This is a genomic window from Enterococcus sp. DIV0806c (genome assembly GCF_051710905.1).
Lineage (GTDB): Bacteria > Bacillota > Bacilli > Lactobacillales > Enterococcaceae > Enterococcus_B > Enterococcus_B mundtii.
Window position 1 is genome coordinate 2,360,440 of record NZ_JBIOLO010000001.1, and the last position, 17,184, is coordinate 2,377,623.

The window sequence follows — 17,184 nt, forward strand, 5'->3', positions numbered from 1 at the left end:
GAAAAATTAAATATCCCTCATTATTTTAATTAAAAAATAACAATCCAAGAAAATATAATAACAAAAAAGTGTAGAGGACAAGAAATTAAATTCATTTTTGTTTCTAATCTTAAAAATCAAATAAACGATGTTCCAGAAGTAACTCCTTCATAAAAAGCCGAGAAACCCAAAATTTGAAAAACAATTTTTGGGTTTCTCGGCTTATTTCTCGGAGCTGGTCACTTCTGCCACCACCGCATTTAATCAGCTACCACCCCATGAAGGTATAAATCGATCAGTCGTTCCACACTAAATGGGTTTTCAAGTGAATTAGAAGATTCGGTGATATATGGTGCTAACAGAAGAAAAAAGTGCTTTGCAGCCATTTCTGTCGTAACATGAGCGCGCATCAAAGATTGATTTGTCGAAAAAATCACTTCAAATGGTTCACGATAACTTTTTTTCCACAAGGTAAAAAGATGATTTCGTGTCTCGGCAGAAAGGTTTGATTTTAAATCATGATGCATCATAAATAGGTCTAAAAGATGGGTATCGATCAGATACTTCGTCATTTTAGTCAAAGATTGTTTAAAATCAAGTTTGTTCTCTTCTAAGATTGCTCTTAAGTCTGTCCCTACAGTACTCAAATGCTCTTCTAAGACTGCACAATATAACTTTTCTTTATCGCTAAAGTAATGATAAAGATTTGGTTGCGTGATTCCAGCATTTTTAGCAATCTCACGTGTTGACGTTCCTTGATAACCTTTTGACATAAACAAACGATTGGCTTCTTTTAAAATTTTCTCTTGTGTATCCTTATTGTATCGATGGACCAACTTTTACACCCTCTGACTTATTTTTTTTCCCGGAAGACACCATCTTCTATCATAAATACTTTATCACATCTGTCAATAAGTCGGGTATCATGAGTGACCATTATGATTGCTTTATTTTTTTCCTTGGATTCTTTCGCTAAAATATCTACGACTTCTACTGCTTTTTCTGAATCCAAACTAGCTGTTGGCTCATCTGCCAAAATAATCGAAGGATCGTTATATAGCGCTCGAGCAATTGCCACTCTTTGTCGTTCCCCACCCGAAAGATCTTCTGGATACTTATTAAGGAGTTTATCCACACCAAGTTGTTGGAATAATTCTTTCGCCTCCTCTTGTCGATTTTCATGCTTGATCTTATCGACCAATACTAATTGTTTTTTGACGGTCAAAAATGGAACTAGATTGGAAGCTTGAAGAATAAATCCAATTTCCTTGAACCGTAATTTTACTCGTTTTTTCTCCGGTTGTTCACTAAAATCTTCTCCATTGATTTTGACAGTTCCTTTATTTGGTGTCTGTAAACCGCCTGCAATCGTTAAGAAGGTACTCTTTCCAGAACCAGATGGTCCAATGATTGCGACAAACTCCCCTTTATCAACACTGACATTTGTTTTTTTCAATGCTTGAACGGTTTGATCACCATCTTTAAAACTTTTTTCAACATCTATAAATTCAATTGCTTTCATTTCCCATTCTCCTTTCTATCCGATTGCTTTTAATGGATCAATTTTTACGATCGTTCTAACAGAGAAGAGAGCCCCTAAAATAGCAACGATCAACATCATCACACTAATCACACCGAAAAACAACCAGTTACTTTGGAACGGGACAGCATCTGGTAGAACAAGTGAAGTAACGAATGTTCCAAACAATCCAAGAGCAACACCGAAAAATGAAAGTAAGAACGTTTGTGCAACTACTGAACGTGCAATAAATCCACCAGTCACTCCTTGGGCTTTCAGTACACCAAAAATATTGATTTTTTGCATAGTCAATACATAGATGAAAATACCGATCACGATCGCTGCAATTACGATCAAGAAGCCAATCATGAAACCAAATGTCAATACTTGTGCATTGTATCCTGGTAGTTCATTGATGAATGTCGAAATACTGATTTTCTCTAAATCATCCGGTAAACTCTCCACATCTCCTCGCACGACCACTGCATTGATACGAGCGTTATCAGTTGCGTCCTGTTTCTCAAACCGTATCTCTTGGTACGCATTGATCGTTGTATAAACGACAGGAGAGACATTGAATTTGGCATTCTCCGTAAATCCAGTCAATTTAAATGTCTTGTCACTTCCTGATAATTTGATCGTATCTCCAATGTCCAAGCCATATTCTTCTTTTAAACTGATATCACCGACTGCTTCATCGTTTGACTGGAATTCTTCTCCTTCCACGATATTCGGCATGATGAATTGGTTTTGATCGATTCCAAAAAAACTAACATTGACTTTATCAGCATCTGGACGATCTGGACTCGTGACTACTCCAGGTGTTTGAGCTAAATAAGCTACTTGATCACCTTTCACTTCTTCTGCCATCTTTTTCGTGATCATCGACATCCCTAAGTTTGTATTGGCGTCTTTTGATAAAACAATGGTATCTGCCTCCCATTTATCTACAGCAGTTCGATTGTCTTGTGCCAACCCATAGGCTAATCCTGTCAAAAAAAAGACAAGGTACGCAATTAGAAACATGACGCCTGTCACTAAGGCATAGCGTAATTTTGAATGAATGATTTCATTTAATGCTAAAAACATAAAATTCCCCCTAAAAATTTATCAACTGATAAATATATCTTATCACTTGATAAATTTTTAGAGGAATAATCTGCTCAGAATAATCAATAAAAGAGAAAACAATTGAGTTGATCACATTCAATAAGGAATATTTCAATCGTTTGTTTACATATTCCACCAAAAAAGTAAGATTAAAATCCCGATTCTTTTAACTTTGGCAATAGATAATCTTTCGCCTGTAAGATCTGACTTTCATAATCCTGATCCTGACCACTCCACATTTCAATCAAGAATGGCCCTTCATAATTTACACGTTTCAATGTTTTAAATAATCCAGAAAAATCCACACAACCTTGACCGAACGGAACGTCTCTGAACTTACCTTTACTACTTGCTGTTACGGGTTGCGTATCTTTTAGGTGGATCGAAGTAATATATTCGATGCCTTGTTCAAGTTCAATCGCCACATTATTTTCTGGCCACGCTGATAGATTTCCTAAGTCAGGATACACTTGTAAATAAGGAGAAGGGAGTTGTTTTTTTATCTCCATGAATTTACGAATGGAATTCATAAATGGGTCATCCATGACTTCAATCGACAAGATTATCCCAAACTGTGCTGCCTCCTTGATACTGGCACGCAATCCTCTGATAAATGCTTCTCTTGTCTCTATTGATTTTTTTTCATAGTATACATCGTATCCCGCCACTTGTATGATCCTGATGCCTAACCGATACGCAAGTTGTATTGCCTTTTTCATCATACATAAGGCTTTTTCTTGTTTTTTGATATCTACTGAGCCGAATGGAAAACGCCGATGTCCACTCAAACAAAGGGAATGGATAGCAATCCCCGAAGACGCAATCGCTTCCTTTAACTCAGCGATTTGTTCATTCGTCCAATCTAAACGAGCCAATCGTTCCTCGCTTTCGTCAATCGATAATTCCAAAAAATCAAACCCCAATTCTTTTACTGCATCTAACCGCTCTTGCCACGACCATCCGCTAGGTAGTGCCTTTTCATAAAGTCCGATTCTCGCCATCTCATTCTCCCCACAGTCGCTTGATCTCATTTTGGAATGCTTGGGCTTGTATGATCGGATCTGCACATGCCGTCAATCCTCGACCGACAATAAAATGAAAGATCGGCATCCCTTGGAACAAGGCTAACGTTGAAATTGACAGCCCACCAGTTACTGATACTTGAAAACCTAAATCGATCAATTGTTGGACGAGCTTCAGATCCTTTTCTCCCCAAACTTCCCCAGCTAACAAAGCATCCCTACTCTGGTGATAGACGACTTGAGAAATCCCAATTTCTCGCCATTTTTTTGCTTGTTCCATCGTCCATTCTCCGTATAATTCTACTTGAAGCGCTTTGACTTTCTTTTGTGCGGCTTGCATGGTAGCAAGGGAGGCACAGCAGATCACTGTCATAAAATCTGCCCCAGCCTGCGCGACATTCCCAGCCACAGTTTCTCCTGCGTCGGCGCATTTTGTATCCGCAACGATCGTTTTTTCTGGAAACATTTTTCTCATACATTCGATTGGTTTGCTTCCTTCTTGAAGACAAAGAATGGTGCCTACTTCGATCACATCGACGATTTCTCCAATTTTTTTCACATCTGCCAACGCAGACGCTAACGTGTTATGATCCAGAGCAATTTGTAATTTTGGTCGTTTCATCTAATTCTCCTTTGATTTCAATTCTTTGTACAATGTTGTTTCTTTGAATTTCTCACAGATCTCAGTAGGTGACATCACATTTTTGATCCCCACGACCGTCACACCTCGCTCAATTGCTTGCATGAACATCGGCATAAAATTGAGTGGCGTAAAGACAACATCATATTGACTTGCCGAACTTTTACCTTCAGAGATCGGGCAATGATGGATTTTACTCACTGTAATATTTAATTCTCTCATTGCCTTTTCTACACTACGCATCATCATTAAACTTGTACCAGAACCATTGGCACATGAAACTAAAATTCTCATTTACTTTCCCTCCTATTAATTACTGTCTCCAAACTTCTCTTTATATTTTTGATAATCCTCAACAATCAAAAAATATCCTTCTGGATTTTTTCGATATTGTAGTTGCGGAATTAGCAACAAACCGATGACTACTAGTGCAACACCTACATAACCAAAAAATTTCATCAAAACAGTAAAGATTGGCCAAGCAGTCGCCCAATCAAACATCCCAATGTATCCTCCGTAACTAGACAACCCGATCCATGTCGCAAAGATTGCAGAACCACCGACTTGGATCAGTCCAGATAAGAAAGGGAACAAACATGCTGCCTTGAACCCACCACGATTATTAGAGAACACAGCGATGACCGCATTATCAAAAAATAGTGGGATAAATCCAGCGATCACGATCGTTGGTGATCGGAAGACGATCAATAAGATGATCATCAAGAATTGTCCTAATGCCCCAAATAAAAATCCGATCGTGACTGCATTTGGTGATCCGAAGCCAAAAGTTGCAGCCACATCGATCCCTGGCACAGCTCCTGGTAAAATAGTATTTGAGATTCCTTGGAAAGATTGTGTCAACTCGTCCACAAAGGTTCGGACACCAAGTTGTAAAATAGCTAAATACACAGCAAAGTTCAAAGAAGTGGTCAGTACGTAGAATACAAAACTTTGTCCTGCCACCATAAATTCTGCCTCAATCAAATACTCCTGTCCTAATACTAATAGGATGATGCCAAAGAAGAACAGCATCAATAACGAAGTCGCCACCATATTTTCGTTGAAAATGGATAAGAACCCCGGAAGCTCCATATCTTCAAGCTTTTTATCGGCTTTTCTATTCCCACTTTTTTTACGACTACTCTTTTGCCACCACTTCGCTAAGGTAGAAAATAGGTACACCCCAAACATCTGTTGGTGCGCAATCGCAAAACCAGCTCCGTCTGTCAATTCTTGTGTCACACCAACAGTTAAATTAGAAGCAACTGCCCAGTAACACCCTAAAATGATTCCCATAAATACTAATACTTCTACTCTTCCTAATTCAGGAAAACAGAAAAGTAAGATCCAAAAAGCTGTAGCTGCTTGCTGGATCTGGACATTTCCTGTCGTAAAAACAGCTCGCAACTTCGTATATTTTTGGAAACGAACTAACAGGATATTCAACACAAATGCAATCAATAATAAAATCATCACATCACTGAATGTTCGCCCAAAAGTCTCCATCAATCCTGCATCTACAGCATTTTGGCCAAAGTAGGGATCAGTCACCATCGCCTCAAGATCAAAACGATCCTTTAAACCAACTAAGATCGGTCGGAAATTGTTCACCAATCCACCTGAACCAACAGCTAAAATCAGATAACCTACAGTGGCTTTCAAAAATCCAGCTATACATTCGTATAATGGTCGGCCAAGAAGTACATACCCTAATAAAACGATCGAACCGATCAAATAAGCCGGCTGTGTTAAAATATTTGTCGCAAAATACGTCCATATCTCCATCAAGATAGCTCCCATATTTTTCCGTTACCAAAAACCAGAACAAATCATCAAACGATGCTAGATATCATAGTTTTCATGTAAACGGACTCCCTCCCTTACATCGTATTTTTTAGTTGATAATTTATCTTTTATATCTATTTGCTTTGTACCGAATGGTCCTCGCTGACCATACTTATCAAGCAAAAGACTGCTTCTACCTATATTGGTTCATATTTCTCCATGACCATTTGATAATCTTCGATTGTTTCTGTCGCAAGCAATTCTTCGATCAACCCGTCTTGCATCAGTAATTCTGATAATGATTGAATATTTTCTAGGTGTTGCTTTGGCTCTTTGGCTGCTAAGGTGAAGAAAAGGCTGGCAGACTTTGTCCCTTCCTCAAAAGGAACTGGCACGTTCATTTTGGTAAATGAAATCGTCGTATCAAAAACATGTGAGCCACCTTGCATGGCATGAGGCATCGCAACGTGTGGGGCGATCAGGATATATGCCCCATGTTCTTCGACATTGCGGATCATTTCTTCTACATATACATGATCAATGATTCTTTTTTCTAATAAGTGACGACTGCTCTCCTCGATTGCTACTCGCCAATCATTTATCGTAGTTTCCACATAATTGACTAAGTCATTCTCATAGAAATATCTCAACATATTTACAAACAGTATCAAGCAGGCAATCCTTTGTTTGACAATAGCGCATTCTTATCAAGAGATGACTTTGTCTTACATTCACTTGCTTTGATACGTTCTCCCTCCTCGCTTTTGCTTTTGTTAAAAAATTCTCAGTTCAGCTGATTTATTGTCATATATCTCTTGGCTCCTACAAAAATGATGGAAACGGCGTATCATTTTCTTGGGTGAAGACGTCATGGAAGCCTCGATCGAAATTGAATGCCAAGTCTTGTCTGTTATCTGGGTACGTATACTTCCCCCCTACTTGCCAAATATAAGGGGAAAACTGATAAGCCAATCGATCTTTTTTCATGCGCCATAATTGAGTGATCTCGTTAGGATCAGCCATAAAATTTGACCAAATATCATAATGGACCGGAATCACCACTTGAGCTCTTAACGATTCTGCCATTCTCAACAAATCACTGGCGGTCATCTTATCAGTGATACCACGCGGATTTTCACCATATGCACCTAGACAAACATCGATATGATGTTCATTGCCATGTTTGGCAAAGAGGTTGGAATAATGAGAATCACCTGCATGGTAGATCGTCCCTCCGGATGTTTTGAAAAGATAATTGACAGCGATCGTATCCATTTCTTGTGGTAACTGATCTTTTAATTGCACATTAGGATCATCATGTGTGATCAATGCCGTCCGATCAAAGGCTTCCAACGCAACGATCTCTACTTCATTGATCAAAGCGATATCACCGGGTTTGACTACTTGGGTCTTTTCTTTTGGTATCCCCCAAGAGAGCCATGTTTCCACTACTGCTTTGGGGCCAATAAATAGCGCCTCCGGACAATTTTGATGAACAGCTGCGGCAGTGTGGATATCCAGATGATCAGAATGGATATGTGTTACCACTAATGCATCCACATTTTTGATTGCAAATGGATCGATCACAAAAGGTTGTGTCCGTAAATTCGGTTGCATCTTTTCTGTACCGCTCATACGCATCATCTGGTGGCCTTTTTTCATCTGTCCATTCCCGTGTGTTCGTTTTCCTGTCCCACACCATAAGTCACAAAGGATATTTGTACCTTCATGTGTCTTCAGCCATATACCTGTACATCCTAGCCACCATATAGATACGCTTTTTTCTTTTACTTGTTCCATTTCGATTTCTTCGTTCAGATAGGTTCCCCATTCTGGAAAGGTCGAACGCAGCCAACCTTCTTTTGTTACTTCTGTTATATTCATGTGCCATCCTCCTCTTTATTAGGTATATACAAATGATAAAGCGCTATCAAAATGATTGGAATAGCTTTATATGACTGTTATTACTTTATGTGATCGTTTCCATTTTTTTATGCTCGTTTAGCTATAATTAGTCATATAGAGAAAAAATTGATTGAAAAGGAAGGATAACAATGAAAAATTCTCTGTTGACGATTAAAAAAAGACGTAATGAAATTCTTGATCTATTACAAAGGCACACACAAATGACCACGATTGAACTGTCTGAAAAGCTTCACGTATCACTCAGCACCATTCGTCGAGACCTTAGATTTTTAGAAGAAAAAAATGAGATTATTCGTGAACATGGCTATTGCCTTTTCAATTATGACAATCAAACAAATTTTGATCTTTCAGGACCAACGTGGATCAAACATCAAATCGCTCGTTGTGCCAGTCAATATATCGGAGACTATGCCACAGTATTTATCAATTCAAGTTCCACTGCCTTAGCTGCACTAGATTATTTAGAATCGAATCATGTCACCGTCGTAACGAATAATCTAAAGGTTGTTTCTTCTGTCAGACAAGGAAATTATACGTATATTCTCACTGGTGGCGAGTTACGCGTACCAAAAGAAGTTTTGGTAGGAGATATTGCCGCTCGCACATTGGCAGATATGAATGCAGACGTCTGTATTATTGGATGTAGCGGAGTAGATTTAGAAAATGGTGTGACAACAAAAATTTTAAACGAGTCTAAAATCAACGAATGGATGATCAAAAAGAGTATCAAATGTCGTATCCTTGTTGCAGACCATCGTAAGATTGGCCGGACTTCACAGTTTAAGATTGCTGATGTCTCAGCCTTTGATTACTTGATCACTGATCAGCATTGTTCACCTAAACTTGCCAAAAAAATCGAACAACTAGGTGTCACTGTTATTCGAGTAAGTTTGTAAAAAAAAAAAATTTCGTCAAAGTTGCTAACAGATAAAAAACAGATATCATTCGGTTTTCTTCTTTTAGTCAAGTATTCAAAGCGTGACTATACTGTTGCATAGCAGTAACTCTTCGTTCGGTTATATAAAATAAAACAGATTATTTGCCTGTTTTAAAAACAAGGCGTAGTATAAAAATGTAAACGCTGACAAAAGCAATATTATTTATTGATCGATATTAAGAAAGAGGGTTTGTTTTATGGAAATGATTTATCAAGCTGGCTCACAAGAAGGGCAAATCAGTTTTATCAATACAGAAGACTTAGAAATGGCAGCAGCTCAAGTGATTCCTACTGGCGGATACGGTTATATCAGTAGTGGTGCTGGAGATCTCTTTACGTATAAAGAAAACGTGCAATCATTCAATCATCAATTGATTATTCCTCATGTTTTAAAAGACGTCGAAATTCCAGATACAACGACTTATTTTGACCAAGAAACATTGACTGCGCCAATCATCATGGCGCCTATTGCAGCTCATGGTTTAGCTCATACACATGCAGAAAAAGCTTCAGCAAAAGGAGTTGCCGATTTTCATACGATTTATACAGCGAGTTCTTACGCTTCATGCACATTAGAAGAAATCCGCGAGGCCGGTGGTCCAGACGCACCACAATGGTTCCAGTTTTACATGAGTAAAGACAATGGGATCAATTTAGATATTCTAGAGATGGCCAAACGTAATGGCGCAAAAGCAATCGTTTTGACAGCTGATGCAACCGTTGGTGGTAATCGAGAAACAGACCTTCGCAATGGTTTCACTTTTCCTTTGGCAATGCCGATCGTTCAAGCCTATCAATCAGGGGTCGGACAAACGATGGACGCAGTTTATAAGTCCTCAAAACAAAAGTTAAGTCCAAAAGATGTGGAATTTATTGCTACTCATTCTGACTTACCCGTTTATGTTAAAGGTGTGCAATCAGAAGACGATGTTTATCGTTCATTAGATGCGGGGGCAAATGGCATCTGGGTATCGAATCATGGCGGTCGTCAATTAGATGGTGGGCCAGCAGCCTTTGATTCTTTGAAATATGTAGCAGAAGCCGTCGACAAACGTGTCCCTATCGTCTTTGATAGTGGTGTTCGTCGTGGTCAGCATGTCTTTAAAGCAATTGCTTCTGGTGCCGATCTAGTCGCAATCGGTCGCCCTGCTATCTATGGTTTAGCTCTTGGTGGAAGTACTGGCATCCAACAAGTATTCGACTTCTTCAAAAAAGAACTAGAAATGGTGATGCAATTAGCTGGAACCCAAACCGTCGAAGATATCAAAAATGTGACATTACGGGAAAATCGTTTCTACTAAATCAAAAAAAACTTAAATAGAAATGACAGCTATAATCTTAGCCAATCGACACTCTTAAAACCGAATAAACAGTCAGAAAAAGTAACTCCTTCAGAAATAAGCCAGAAGCCCCAGAAATTGATACAAATTTCGGGTCTTCTGGCTTATTTAGCGGTATTGGATACTGTTATCATGCTCGCTACTTTTATAAAAAACTAAGTATACCTCTCACTATAAATGTTGTTAGATGGATTATCTAAATATACGCTTCGCCCTTTGCAAACAACGTTGCTTCGCCACTGATCATCACGCGTTCACCTAGCCACTCGCAAGTCAAGAACCCGCCTCTGGCAGAAAGTTGTTGAGCAACCAAGTCATCCTTTCCAAGCTTTTGTGCCCAATAAGGAATCAAATTCGCATGTGCCGAGCCACATACTGGATCTTCATTGATCGTTAGTTTTGGGAAAAAGGTCCTAGAAACAAAATCTTGGTTCTTTCCTTCGGCTGTGACGATCACGCCGATCCCTTCTTCTAATTCCCTCATTGCAGTATAATCAGGCATCAGATTTGCCACTGTCTCTTCGTCTTCTAAAACAAAAAATAAGTCCCTTGCTAGATAAGCCTCTTTTATGTTTGCACCAAGCACTTGCTCGTATTCTGGTAATATAGCGATCGATTGCGGTAATATACTTGGAAAATCCATCGCATATTCCCCCTTTTTTTGTGTGACAAATAGGTGACCACTTTGCGTTGAAAATGAAATCGTGGATTCACTGATGCCATAGAAATGGAACAATACAAATGCAGTTGCTAAAGTCGCATGACCACATAAGTCGATTTCACGATCAGGAGTAAACCATCGTAACTCATAGCCCTTCTCTTTTTTTACGGTAAAGGCGGTTTCGGATAGGTTATTTTCGATGGCGATTTTTTGCATAGTATCATCAGGTAACCATTCTTCTAACACAAAGACCGCAGCAGGATTTCCTTTAAACACTTCATTAGTGAAAGCGTCAACTATATAATAGGGTAAATTCATTTATAGACTACTCCTTTACTTTTTGATAAATATATTCGGCACAACATAAATCTTCTACTGCTAAGCCAACCGCATCAAAGATCGTGATCACTCGTTCTTCTGTACGCCCTGTTTTCTGATGGGTGACTAATTCACCTAGAGAACCGAGAATGTTTGTCTGATCAATTTTTCCTTCTGACAAGGGGATCAAATAGTCGCCACTTTCCCTTTTGACCGCTTGGTAATCATCTACATACAGTTGCCCAGATGCCATCAAATCACTTGTTAATTCACGGGTATCTGGTGTAAATGTTCCGATTGCATTGATATGTGCGCCAGATTTAACCTCTTTTTTTGATAAAAAAGCATACTTACTAGGTGTTAAAGTACAGATAATATCTGCTTCCATAGTCGCGTCAGCCAATGTCGGACAATCAATAAAACGCAGTTTTGGATAATTATTTTGCTGTTCTAGAATAAATTGTTTTCGTCGTGTTTCATCTAAATCATAGACAAACACACGGTGAATCTTTCGGACACAGGTAATTGCGGCTAGATGTGAAACCGCCTGTTGCCCTGTTCCAATCAATGTGAGTGTATCTGCTGATGACTTTGCTAGGTAATCCGTGGCTAATGCTGAAACTGCTGCTGTCCGTATCCAAGTCACGGCATTCGCATCGATCATCGCGACGGGTTGTCCGTTTTTTGAATCGAAGAGTATGATTTCACCTAAATGTGAAGGTAGCTTTTGTTTGTGATTGTTGGGAAAAGCCGTGATGATTTTTGAACCAAAGTACCGGTTCCTTCCCAAATAAGCGGGCATCATCGCAAAGATATTTTGTTCCTCTCCATCTGGTAATTGTTGGACCATTCGCTTCTCTTGAGAAATCTTCCCCATTTGAAAATCTTCAAAACACTGTTCCATTACTTTGATTGCTTCTGTAAAACTAAAATGAGTGATTACTTCATGATTATCGATGATTTGCATATTTCCCCTCCTTTTTTTCTATCCTAGCGTTCGAAAACAATACATTCAATGATATAATTGTATGGAATACAATTTTTTGAAAGAAGGAACGAGCATGTCGATCAATTCTTATGAGAACTATCCACTGACTTGGCGTCCAGATAAAAAAAAGTTACATCGCCCGATTTATCAATCACTTATCACGCAGCTAGAAGCTGATATTTTATCCAATAAATTACAAAAAAATACAAGGTTGCCTTCCCAAAGAGAACTCGCTGATTTCTTAGACATCAATTTCACAACGGTTGGTCAAGCCTATAAATTGGGACTAGAAAAAGGGTTACTTTATACAAGTATCGGGAGTGGGACGTTTGTGTCCCCCAATGCGTTTACCTCCATCACTATTTCTTCTGATCAAGTACCTGATCATGTCATTGATTTTGGGTTAGTCAGTTCATTTGATGAATGCAACGAAATGATCACTCCTTTTATTCAATCTGTTTCACAAAATCATGCGACTAACGGACTTCTTAGCTACCGTGAACCTTTAGGGACAACCTATCAATTGACGATTGCTAAAAATTGGTTGGAAACACAAGGTGTCTATGCTTCAAGGGAACAAATCGCTATTGTTTCAGGTGTCCAAAATGGCTTGGCGATCACACTAGCTGCTTTGTTTTCTCCAGGAGATCGTTTGGCTGTCGATCGCTATACTTATTCGAATTTCATTGAGCTTGCTCACCTTTACCATATGGAAATCGTGCCGATTGATTTTGATATGGAGGGTATGCTTCCCGAATTGCTTGAACAAGAATGTCGGAAAAAAGAAATCCACGGGATTTTTCTGATGCCTTCTTGTAACAACCCCATTGGTTTTCAACTATCTGCAAAACGGAGGCAACAGCTAAAAGAAGTCATTGCAAAGCAACAATTGATCGTGATCGAAGACGACATCCATTCTTTTTTGACTACCTATAATCAAAAAAGAACACTACCTTCATTCCAGCAATTACTTCCTGAACAAACCATTTATCTTGCTGGAATGACCAAGTTTATCTGTGCAGGCTTGCGTGTTGCTTTTCTAGTATTTCCCGAAAAGTACAAACAAAAGATCCAACAGGCAATTTTCAACATTAATGTCAAAACCTCGAGTTTAGAGGCTGAGATTGTCACACAAATCTTATGCTCAGAAACCGCACAGGACATACTCGAAACAAAATCCAACTATACAAAACAAGCAAATGAACGATTCGATACACTTTTCAACTTGCCACGACCGACCAATCCACTTCCTTTTTATCGAAATCTCCCTGTTCGAAATGATCTGTCCCCAGAAACGATCGAACAAGCTTTTTTAAATAAAGGGATTCGTGTCTATCATTCACATCGTTTTACGACCCAACCGCAGCATGATCCTTTTATTCGAATTGCTTTATCCTCTAATCCTTTGGAAGTATTAACGAAAGGGCTTGAAATCGTCAAAAAAGAAATCGTGTACTTTCAACGATGACTTATCACATAAAATCAAAATGATGCAACTCATTCTTTTTGTTTTAACTGCTCGAACCCATCGAGGAGGAACCTATTTTTGATCATAGGTTCCTCCTTTTTTCTTTTTTCATATAAATAAAATTTATCATAACTACCTATTTTGACTATAGCCCTGAGCGAACCCTATACTTCGTATGTATTAAAACTTAGGAGGAATCATTCATGCTAACAGGGTTAAACTTACTAAATAATCCATTTTTAAATAAAGGAACTGCTTTTACAAAAGAAGAACGTAAAAAATACGGAATTGCCGGAATGCTTCCTAGCACAGTCCAAACATTAGAACAACAATCTGTGCAAGCATATGGCCAATACCTAAGCAAACAAACTGATTTAGAAAAACGTATTTTCTTAATGAACTTATTCAATACAAACCGCACACTTTTCTATAAATTGATGGGACAACATTTAGTAGAATTTATGCCAGTAGTATATGATCCAGTAGTCGCAGATGCCATCGAACAATACAATGAAATTTTCTTAAAACCACAAGATGCTGCATTTCTTTCGATCGACGAACCAGAATTGATCAAAGAAAGCTTGAAAAATGCCGCAGCTGGTCGTGATATCCGTTTGATCGTTGTCACAGATGCAGAAGGAATCCTTGGTATGGGTGACTGGGGAGTCAATGGTGTTGACATCGCGATCGGAAAACTAATGGTTTATACAGCTGCTGCTGGTATCAATCCAGCGCAAGTATTACCTGTATCGATCGATGCTGGTACCAACAATGAAGAATTATTGAATAATCCGTTATATCTAGGAAACAAACATGCGCGTGTCGAAGGTGATTCTTACTATGAATTCATCGACCAATTTGTATCTTCCGCTACAGAACTATTTCCTGAACTATTGTTACACTGGGAAGACTTTGGTCGTGGCAATGCCGCAACGATCTTAGAAAAATATGAAGACAAAATCACAACATTCAATGATGACATCCAAGGAACAGGAATCGTCGTACTAGCTGGTGTGCTCGGCGGATTGAATATTTCTGGTGAAGCCTTGAAAGATCAAACAATCCTAACATTTGGAGCTGGAACAGCTGGAGTCGGTATCGCTAATATCTTATTAGATGAAATGATCCGTCAAGGTGTGACGGAAGAAGAAGCTCGTAAACACTTCTATCAAGTGGATAAACAAGGACTATTATTCGAAGATACTGAAGGCTTGACTCCTGGACAAATTCCTTTTGCACGTAAACGTTCAGAATTTGCTAATAGTGAAGAATTGACTAATTTAGAAGCAGTTGTCAAAGCAATTCACCCAACAATCATGATCGGTACATCTACTCAACCAGGAGCATTTACAGAAGAAATCGTCAAAGAAATCGCTAGCCATACACCACGACCAATCATCATGCCTTTGTCTAACCCAACAAAATTAGCAGAAGCAAAAGCTAAAGATTTGATTGAATGGACAGATGGAAAAGCATTAGTTGGAACAGGTATCCCTGCGGATGATGTGGAATACAATGGCGTGACTTATCAAATCGGACAAGCAAACAACGCATTGATGTATCCAGGATTAGGACTTGGTTTGATTGCTTCAACAGCTACTCGTGTGAACGCTGAGATCATCTCACAAGCAAGTCGAGCATTAGGTGGGATCGTTGATGTCACAAAACCAGGGGCAGCTATTTTACCACCTGTTGCAAGAATCACTGAATTCTCACAAACGATTGCTGAGACAGTCGCTCAATCCGTCGTGGATCAACAATTGAACCGTGAAGAAATCACTGACATCAAAGCAGCTGTCGAAGCAGCTAAATGGGTGCCTGAATATCAAGATTTAGAAGCTTAACTCACGCTCGTCTCTTTCACAATAACTCGTTACTAAAACAGTTCTGAGCACAACGAGACTTAAAGTAAAAAATACGCATGGTAAACATCGAAGCCTTGGATCATTCGTTCACCGAGAAATAGGAAAACCAACTATTTTCAACGAATTGATCCAAGGGGTGTTTTTTGTCAAGAAATACTGGAGTCGGTTGAAGAATAGCTTTTAATTATTTTTCAACTAATAGGGAACTCCTCTTACGTTAATCAAGGAAAGGATCTGTAAGAATGTTACATCAAGAACAAACGACTTCTACAGTCGCTAAGACAAACAAAGAAGGTTTTTGGGAAACAAAAATCAGTGGAGTCAGTTTACCTATCTATTTGATCATGGTTCTCGTGTTGATCATTGCGATGGCATTAGGTAAATTACCAACAAATATGATCGGGCCAATCGCTATCCTCGTCATTTTTGGGAATCTTTTCCATTTTATCGGGACAAAAATCCCAATCGTCAAAAGTTATTTAGGTGGTGGCTCTGTTTTTGCGATCTTCGCTTCCGCAGCTATCGCAACCTTTGGTATTTTACCTGATTATGTCGTGAAATCAACTGAAAACTTTGTCAACAACATGGGCTTTTTAGACTTTTATATCGCTGCTTTGATTACCGGAAGTATTCTAGGAATGAACCGCAAATTATTGATGAAAGCTTCCGTTCGTTTTATCCCTGTTGCACTTATTTCTATGGTTGTTTCATTTTTTGCGGTTGGACTAGTGGGAATGTTGATTGGTAATGGTTTCGCTAATTCCGTATTATACATCTCTTTACCTGCTATGGCTGGTGGTGTAGGTGCTGGTGCTGTTCCACTATCAACTATTTATGCAAACGTCCTAGGAACAGACGCTTCTGCTATTATTTCACGTTTGATTCCCGCAACTGCAATGACAAATGTCCTTGCCATTATCGGTGCCGCTTTAGTCGCTCGCGCTGGACAATCCATGCCAAAATTGAATGGTAATGGGAAACTGATGGAAAAAGGCGATCTAGGCGACGGTAAACCACGCAATGTAAAACCTTCTATCCCTCAATTAGGTGTTGGTTTGATGGTGTCGATCACCTTCTTTATTCTTGGACAAATCGGTAATTACTTTGTACCAAAAGTTCATGCGTATGCTTTTATGATCATTATCGTAGTCATTTGTAAAATCACCAATATTCTTCCTGAATATTATGAAGACGCAGCGATCATGTTCAATAACTTGATTGTTAAAAATTTAACAGCAGCTGTTTTAGCGGGTATCGGGATTGCCTTATTGAACTTGAATGTTTTAGCCTCTTCTTTAACATGGCAATTCGTCGTACTTTGCTTGACAAGTGTCATCGTCATCTCTCTTGTATCTGCTTTTGTCGGTCGTCTATTCGGACTTTATCCGATCGAATCAACGATCACAGCAGGACTATGTAACAATTCAATGGGTGGTACAGGAAATGTTGCCGTCTTATCCGCAGCAAACCGCATGGAATTGATTGCTTTTGCTCAAATGGGCAATCGTTTAGGCGGAGCGATCGTCTTGATCATTTCAGGATTTTTGATGCAACTATTCTCTTAATTCGAATAAATGTAAAAAAACTTCTCGATTCTTATTCGAGAAGTTTTTTTGTACGATGACA

General features: G+C 38.9%; 16 protein-coding genes. 5 read left to right on the forward strand and 11 right to left on the reverse strand.

What is annotated here, in order from left to right; translation table 11 throughout:
- Positions 1-239 precede the first annotated feature (239 nt).
- The 9 genes from IGK77_RS11065 to ulaG form a co-directional block, all read right to left on the reverse strand.
- Positions 240-815, reverse strand: a complete 576-nt coding sequence (locus IGK77_RS11065) for a TetR/AcrR family transcriptional regulator (protein ID WP_071867314.1) — start codon at positions 813-815, stop codon at positions 240-242.
- Between the two features lie 17 nt (positions 816-832).
- Positions 833-1,501 carry an ABC transporter ATP-binding protein gene (locus tag IGK77_RS11070; protein WP_034687532.1) on the reverse strand — a complete coding sequence of 223 codons (669 nt, stop codon included), beginning with the start codon at positions 1,499-1,501 and terminating at the stop codon, positions 833-835.
- A 15-nt stretch (positions 1,502-1,516) separates the two neighbouring features.
- A complete protein-coding gene (locus IGK77_RS11075; protein WP_071867313.1) occupies positions 1,517-2,587 on the reverse strand; it encodes an ABC transporter permease in 1,071 nt (356 codons plus the stop codon).
- Positions 2,588-2,757: 170 nt separating this feature from the next.
- A complete protein-coding gene (locus IGK77_RS11080; RefSeq protein ID WP_071867312.1) occupies positions 2,758-3,609 on the reverse strand; it encodes an L-ribulose-5-phosphate 3-epimerase in 852 nt (283 codons plus the stop codon).
- Between the two features lies 1 nt (position 3,610).
- Positions 3,611-4,252, reverse strand: a complete 642-nt coding sequence (locus IGK77_RS11085; protein ID WP_019722444.1) for a 3-keto-L-gulonate-6-phosphate decarboxylase UlaD — start codon at positions 4,250-4,252, stop codon at positions 3,611-3,613.
- Positions 4,253-4,564, reverse strand: coding sequence for a PTS sugar transporter subunit IIB (locus IGK77_RS11090; protein ID WP_071867311.1), 312 nt, complete (start codon positions 4,562-4,564; stop codon positions 4,253-4,255).
- 15 nt (positions 4,565-4,579) lie between these two features.
- Positions 4,580-6,070 carry a PTS ascorbate transporter subunit IIC gene (locus tag IGK77_RS11095; protein ID WP_074800282.1) on the reverse strand — a complete coding sequence of 497 codons (1,491 nt, stop codon included), beginning with the start codon at positions 6,068-6,070 and terminating at the stop codon, positions 4,580-4,582.
- Positions 6,071-6,252: 182 nt separating this feature from the next.
- Positions 6,253-6,708, reverse strand: coding sequence for a PTS sugar transporter subunit IIA (locus IGK77_RS11100; protein ID WP_071867309.1), 456 nt, complete (start codon positions 6,706-6,708; stop codon positions 6,253-6,255).
- 169 nt (positions 6,709-6,877) lie between these two features.
- The gene (gene ulaG / locus IGK77_RS11105) at positions 6,878-7,939 is read right to left on the reverse strand and encodes an L-ascorbate 6-phosphate lactonase (RefSeq protein WP_074800277.1); all 1,062 of its coding nucleotides are present in this window, start codon (positions 7,937-7,939) and stop codon (positions 6,878-6,880) included.
- Positions 7,940-8,109: 170 nt separating this feature from the next.
- Between ulaG and IGK77_RS11110 the strand changes: the two genes are divergently transcribed.
- Both IGK77_RS11110 and IGK77_RS11115 read left to right on the forward strand, forming a co-directional pair.
- A complete protein-coding gene (locus tag IGK77_RS11110; RefSeq protein ID WP_074800274.1) occupies positions 8,110-8,877 on the forward strand; it encodes a DeoR/GlpR family DNA-binding transcription regulator in 768 nt (255 codons plus the stop codon).
- A 238-nt stretch (positions 8,878-9,115) separates the two neighbouring features.
- Positions 9,116-10,219 carry an alpha-hydroxy-acid oxidizing protein gene (locus tag IGK77_RS11115; protein ID WP_438713188.1) on the forward strand — a complete coding sequence of 368 codons (1,104 nt, stop codon included), beginning with the start codon at positions 9,116-9,118 and terminating at the stop codon, positions 10,217-10,219.
- Positions 10,220-10,454: 235 nt separating this feature from the next.
- Here the strand turns inward: IGK77_RS11115 and IGK77_RS11120 are convergent, their stop codons facing one another.
- Together IGK77_RS11120 and IGK77_RS11125 are read right to left on the reverse strand one after the other, a co-directional pair.
- Positions 10,455-11,237, reverse strand: coding sequence for a PhzF family phenazine biosynthesis protein (locus tag IGK77_RS11120; protein WP_071867305.1), 783 nt, complete (start codon positions 11,235-11,237; stop codon positions 10,455-10,457).
- A gap of 7 nt (positions 11,238-11,244) precedes the next feature.
- Positions 11,245-12,204, reverse strand: a complete 960-nt coding sequence (locus IGK77_RS11125; RefSeq protein WP_074800269.1) for an ornithine cyclodeaminase family protein — start codon at positions 12,202-12,204, stop codon at positions 11,245-11,247.
- A 94-nt stretch (positions 12,205-12,298) separates the two neighbouring features.
- Between IGK77_RS11125 and IGK77_RS11130 the strand changes: the two genes are divergently transcribed.
- From IGK77_RS11130 to IGK77_RS11140, 3 genes are all read left to right on the forward strand, one after another.
- Positions 12,299-13,693, forward strand: coding sequence for a PLP-dependent aminotransferase family protein (locus tag IGK77_RS11130; RefSeq protein WP_074800266.1), 1,395 nt, complete (start codon positions 12,299-12,301; stop codon positions 13,691-13,693).
- Positions 13,694-13,896: 203 nt separating this feature from the next.
- Positions 13,897-15,537: a malolactic enzyme gene (locus IGK77_RS11135; RefSeq protein WP_074800264.1), complete on the forward strand. Its 1,641-nt coding sequence runs from the start codon at positions 13,897-13,899 to the stop codon at positions 15,535-15,537.
- Between the two features lie 263 nt (positions 15,538-15,800).
- Positions 15,801-17,123, forward strand: a complete 1,323-nt coding sequence (locus IGK77_RS11140; RefSeq protein ID WP_074800262.1) for a 2-hydroxycarboxylate transporter family protein — start codon at positions 15,801-15,803, stop codon at positions 17,121-17,123.
- Positions 17,124-17,184: the final 61 nt, after the last annotated feature.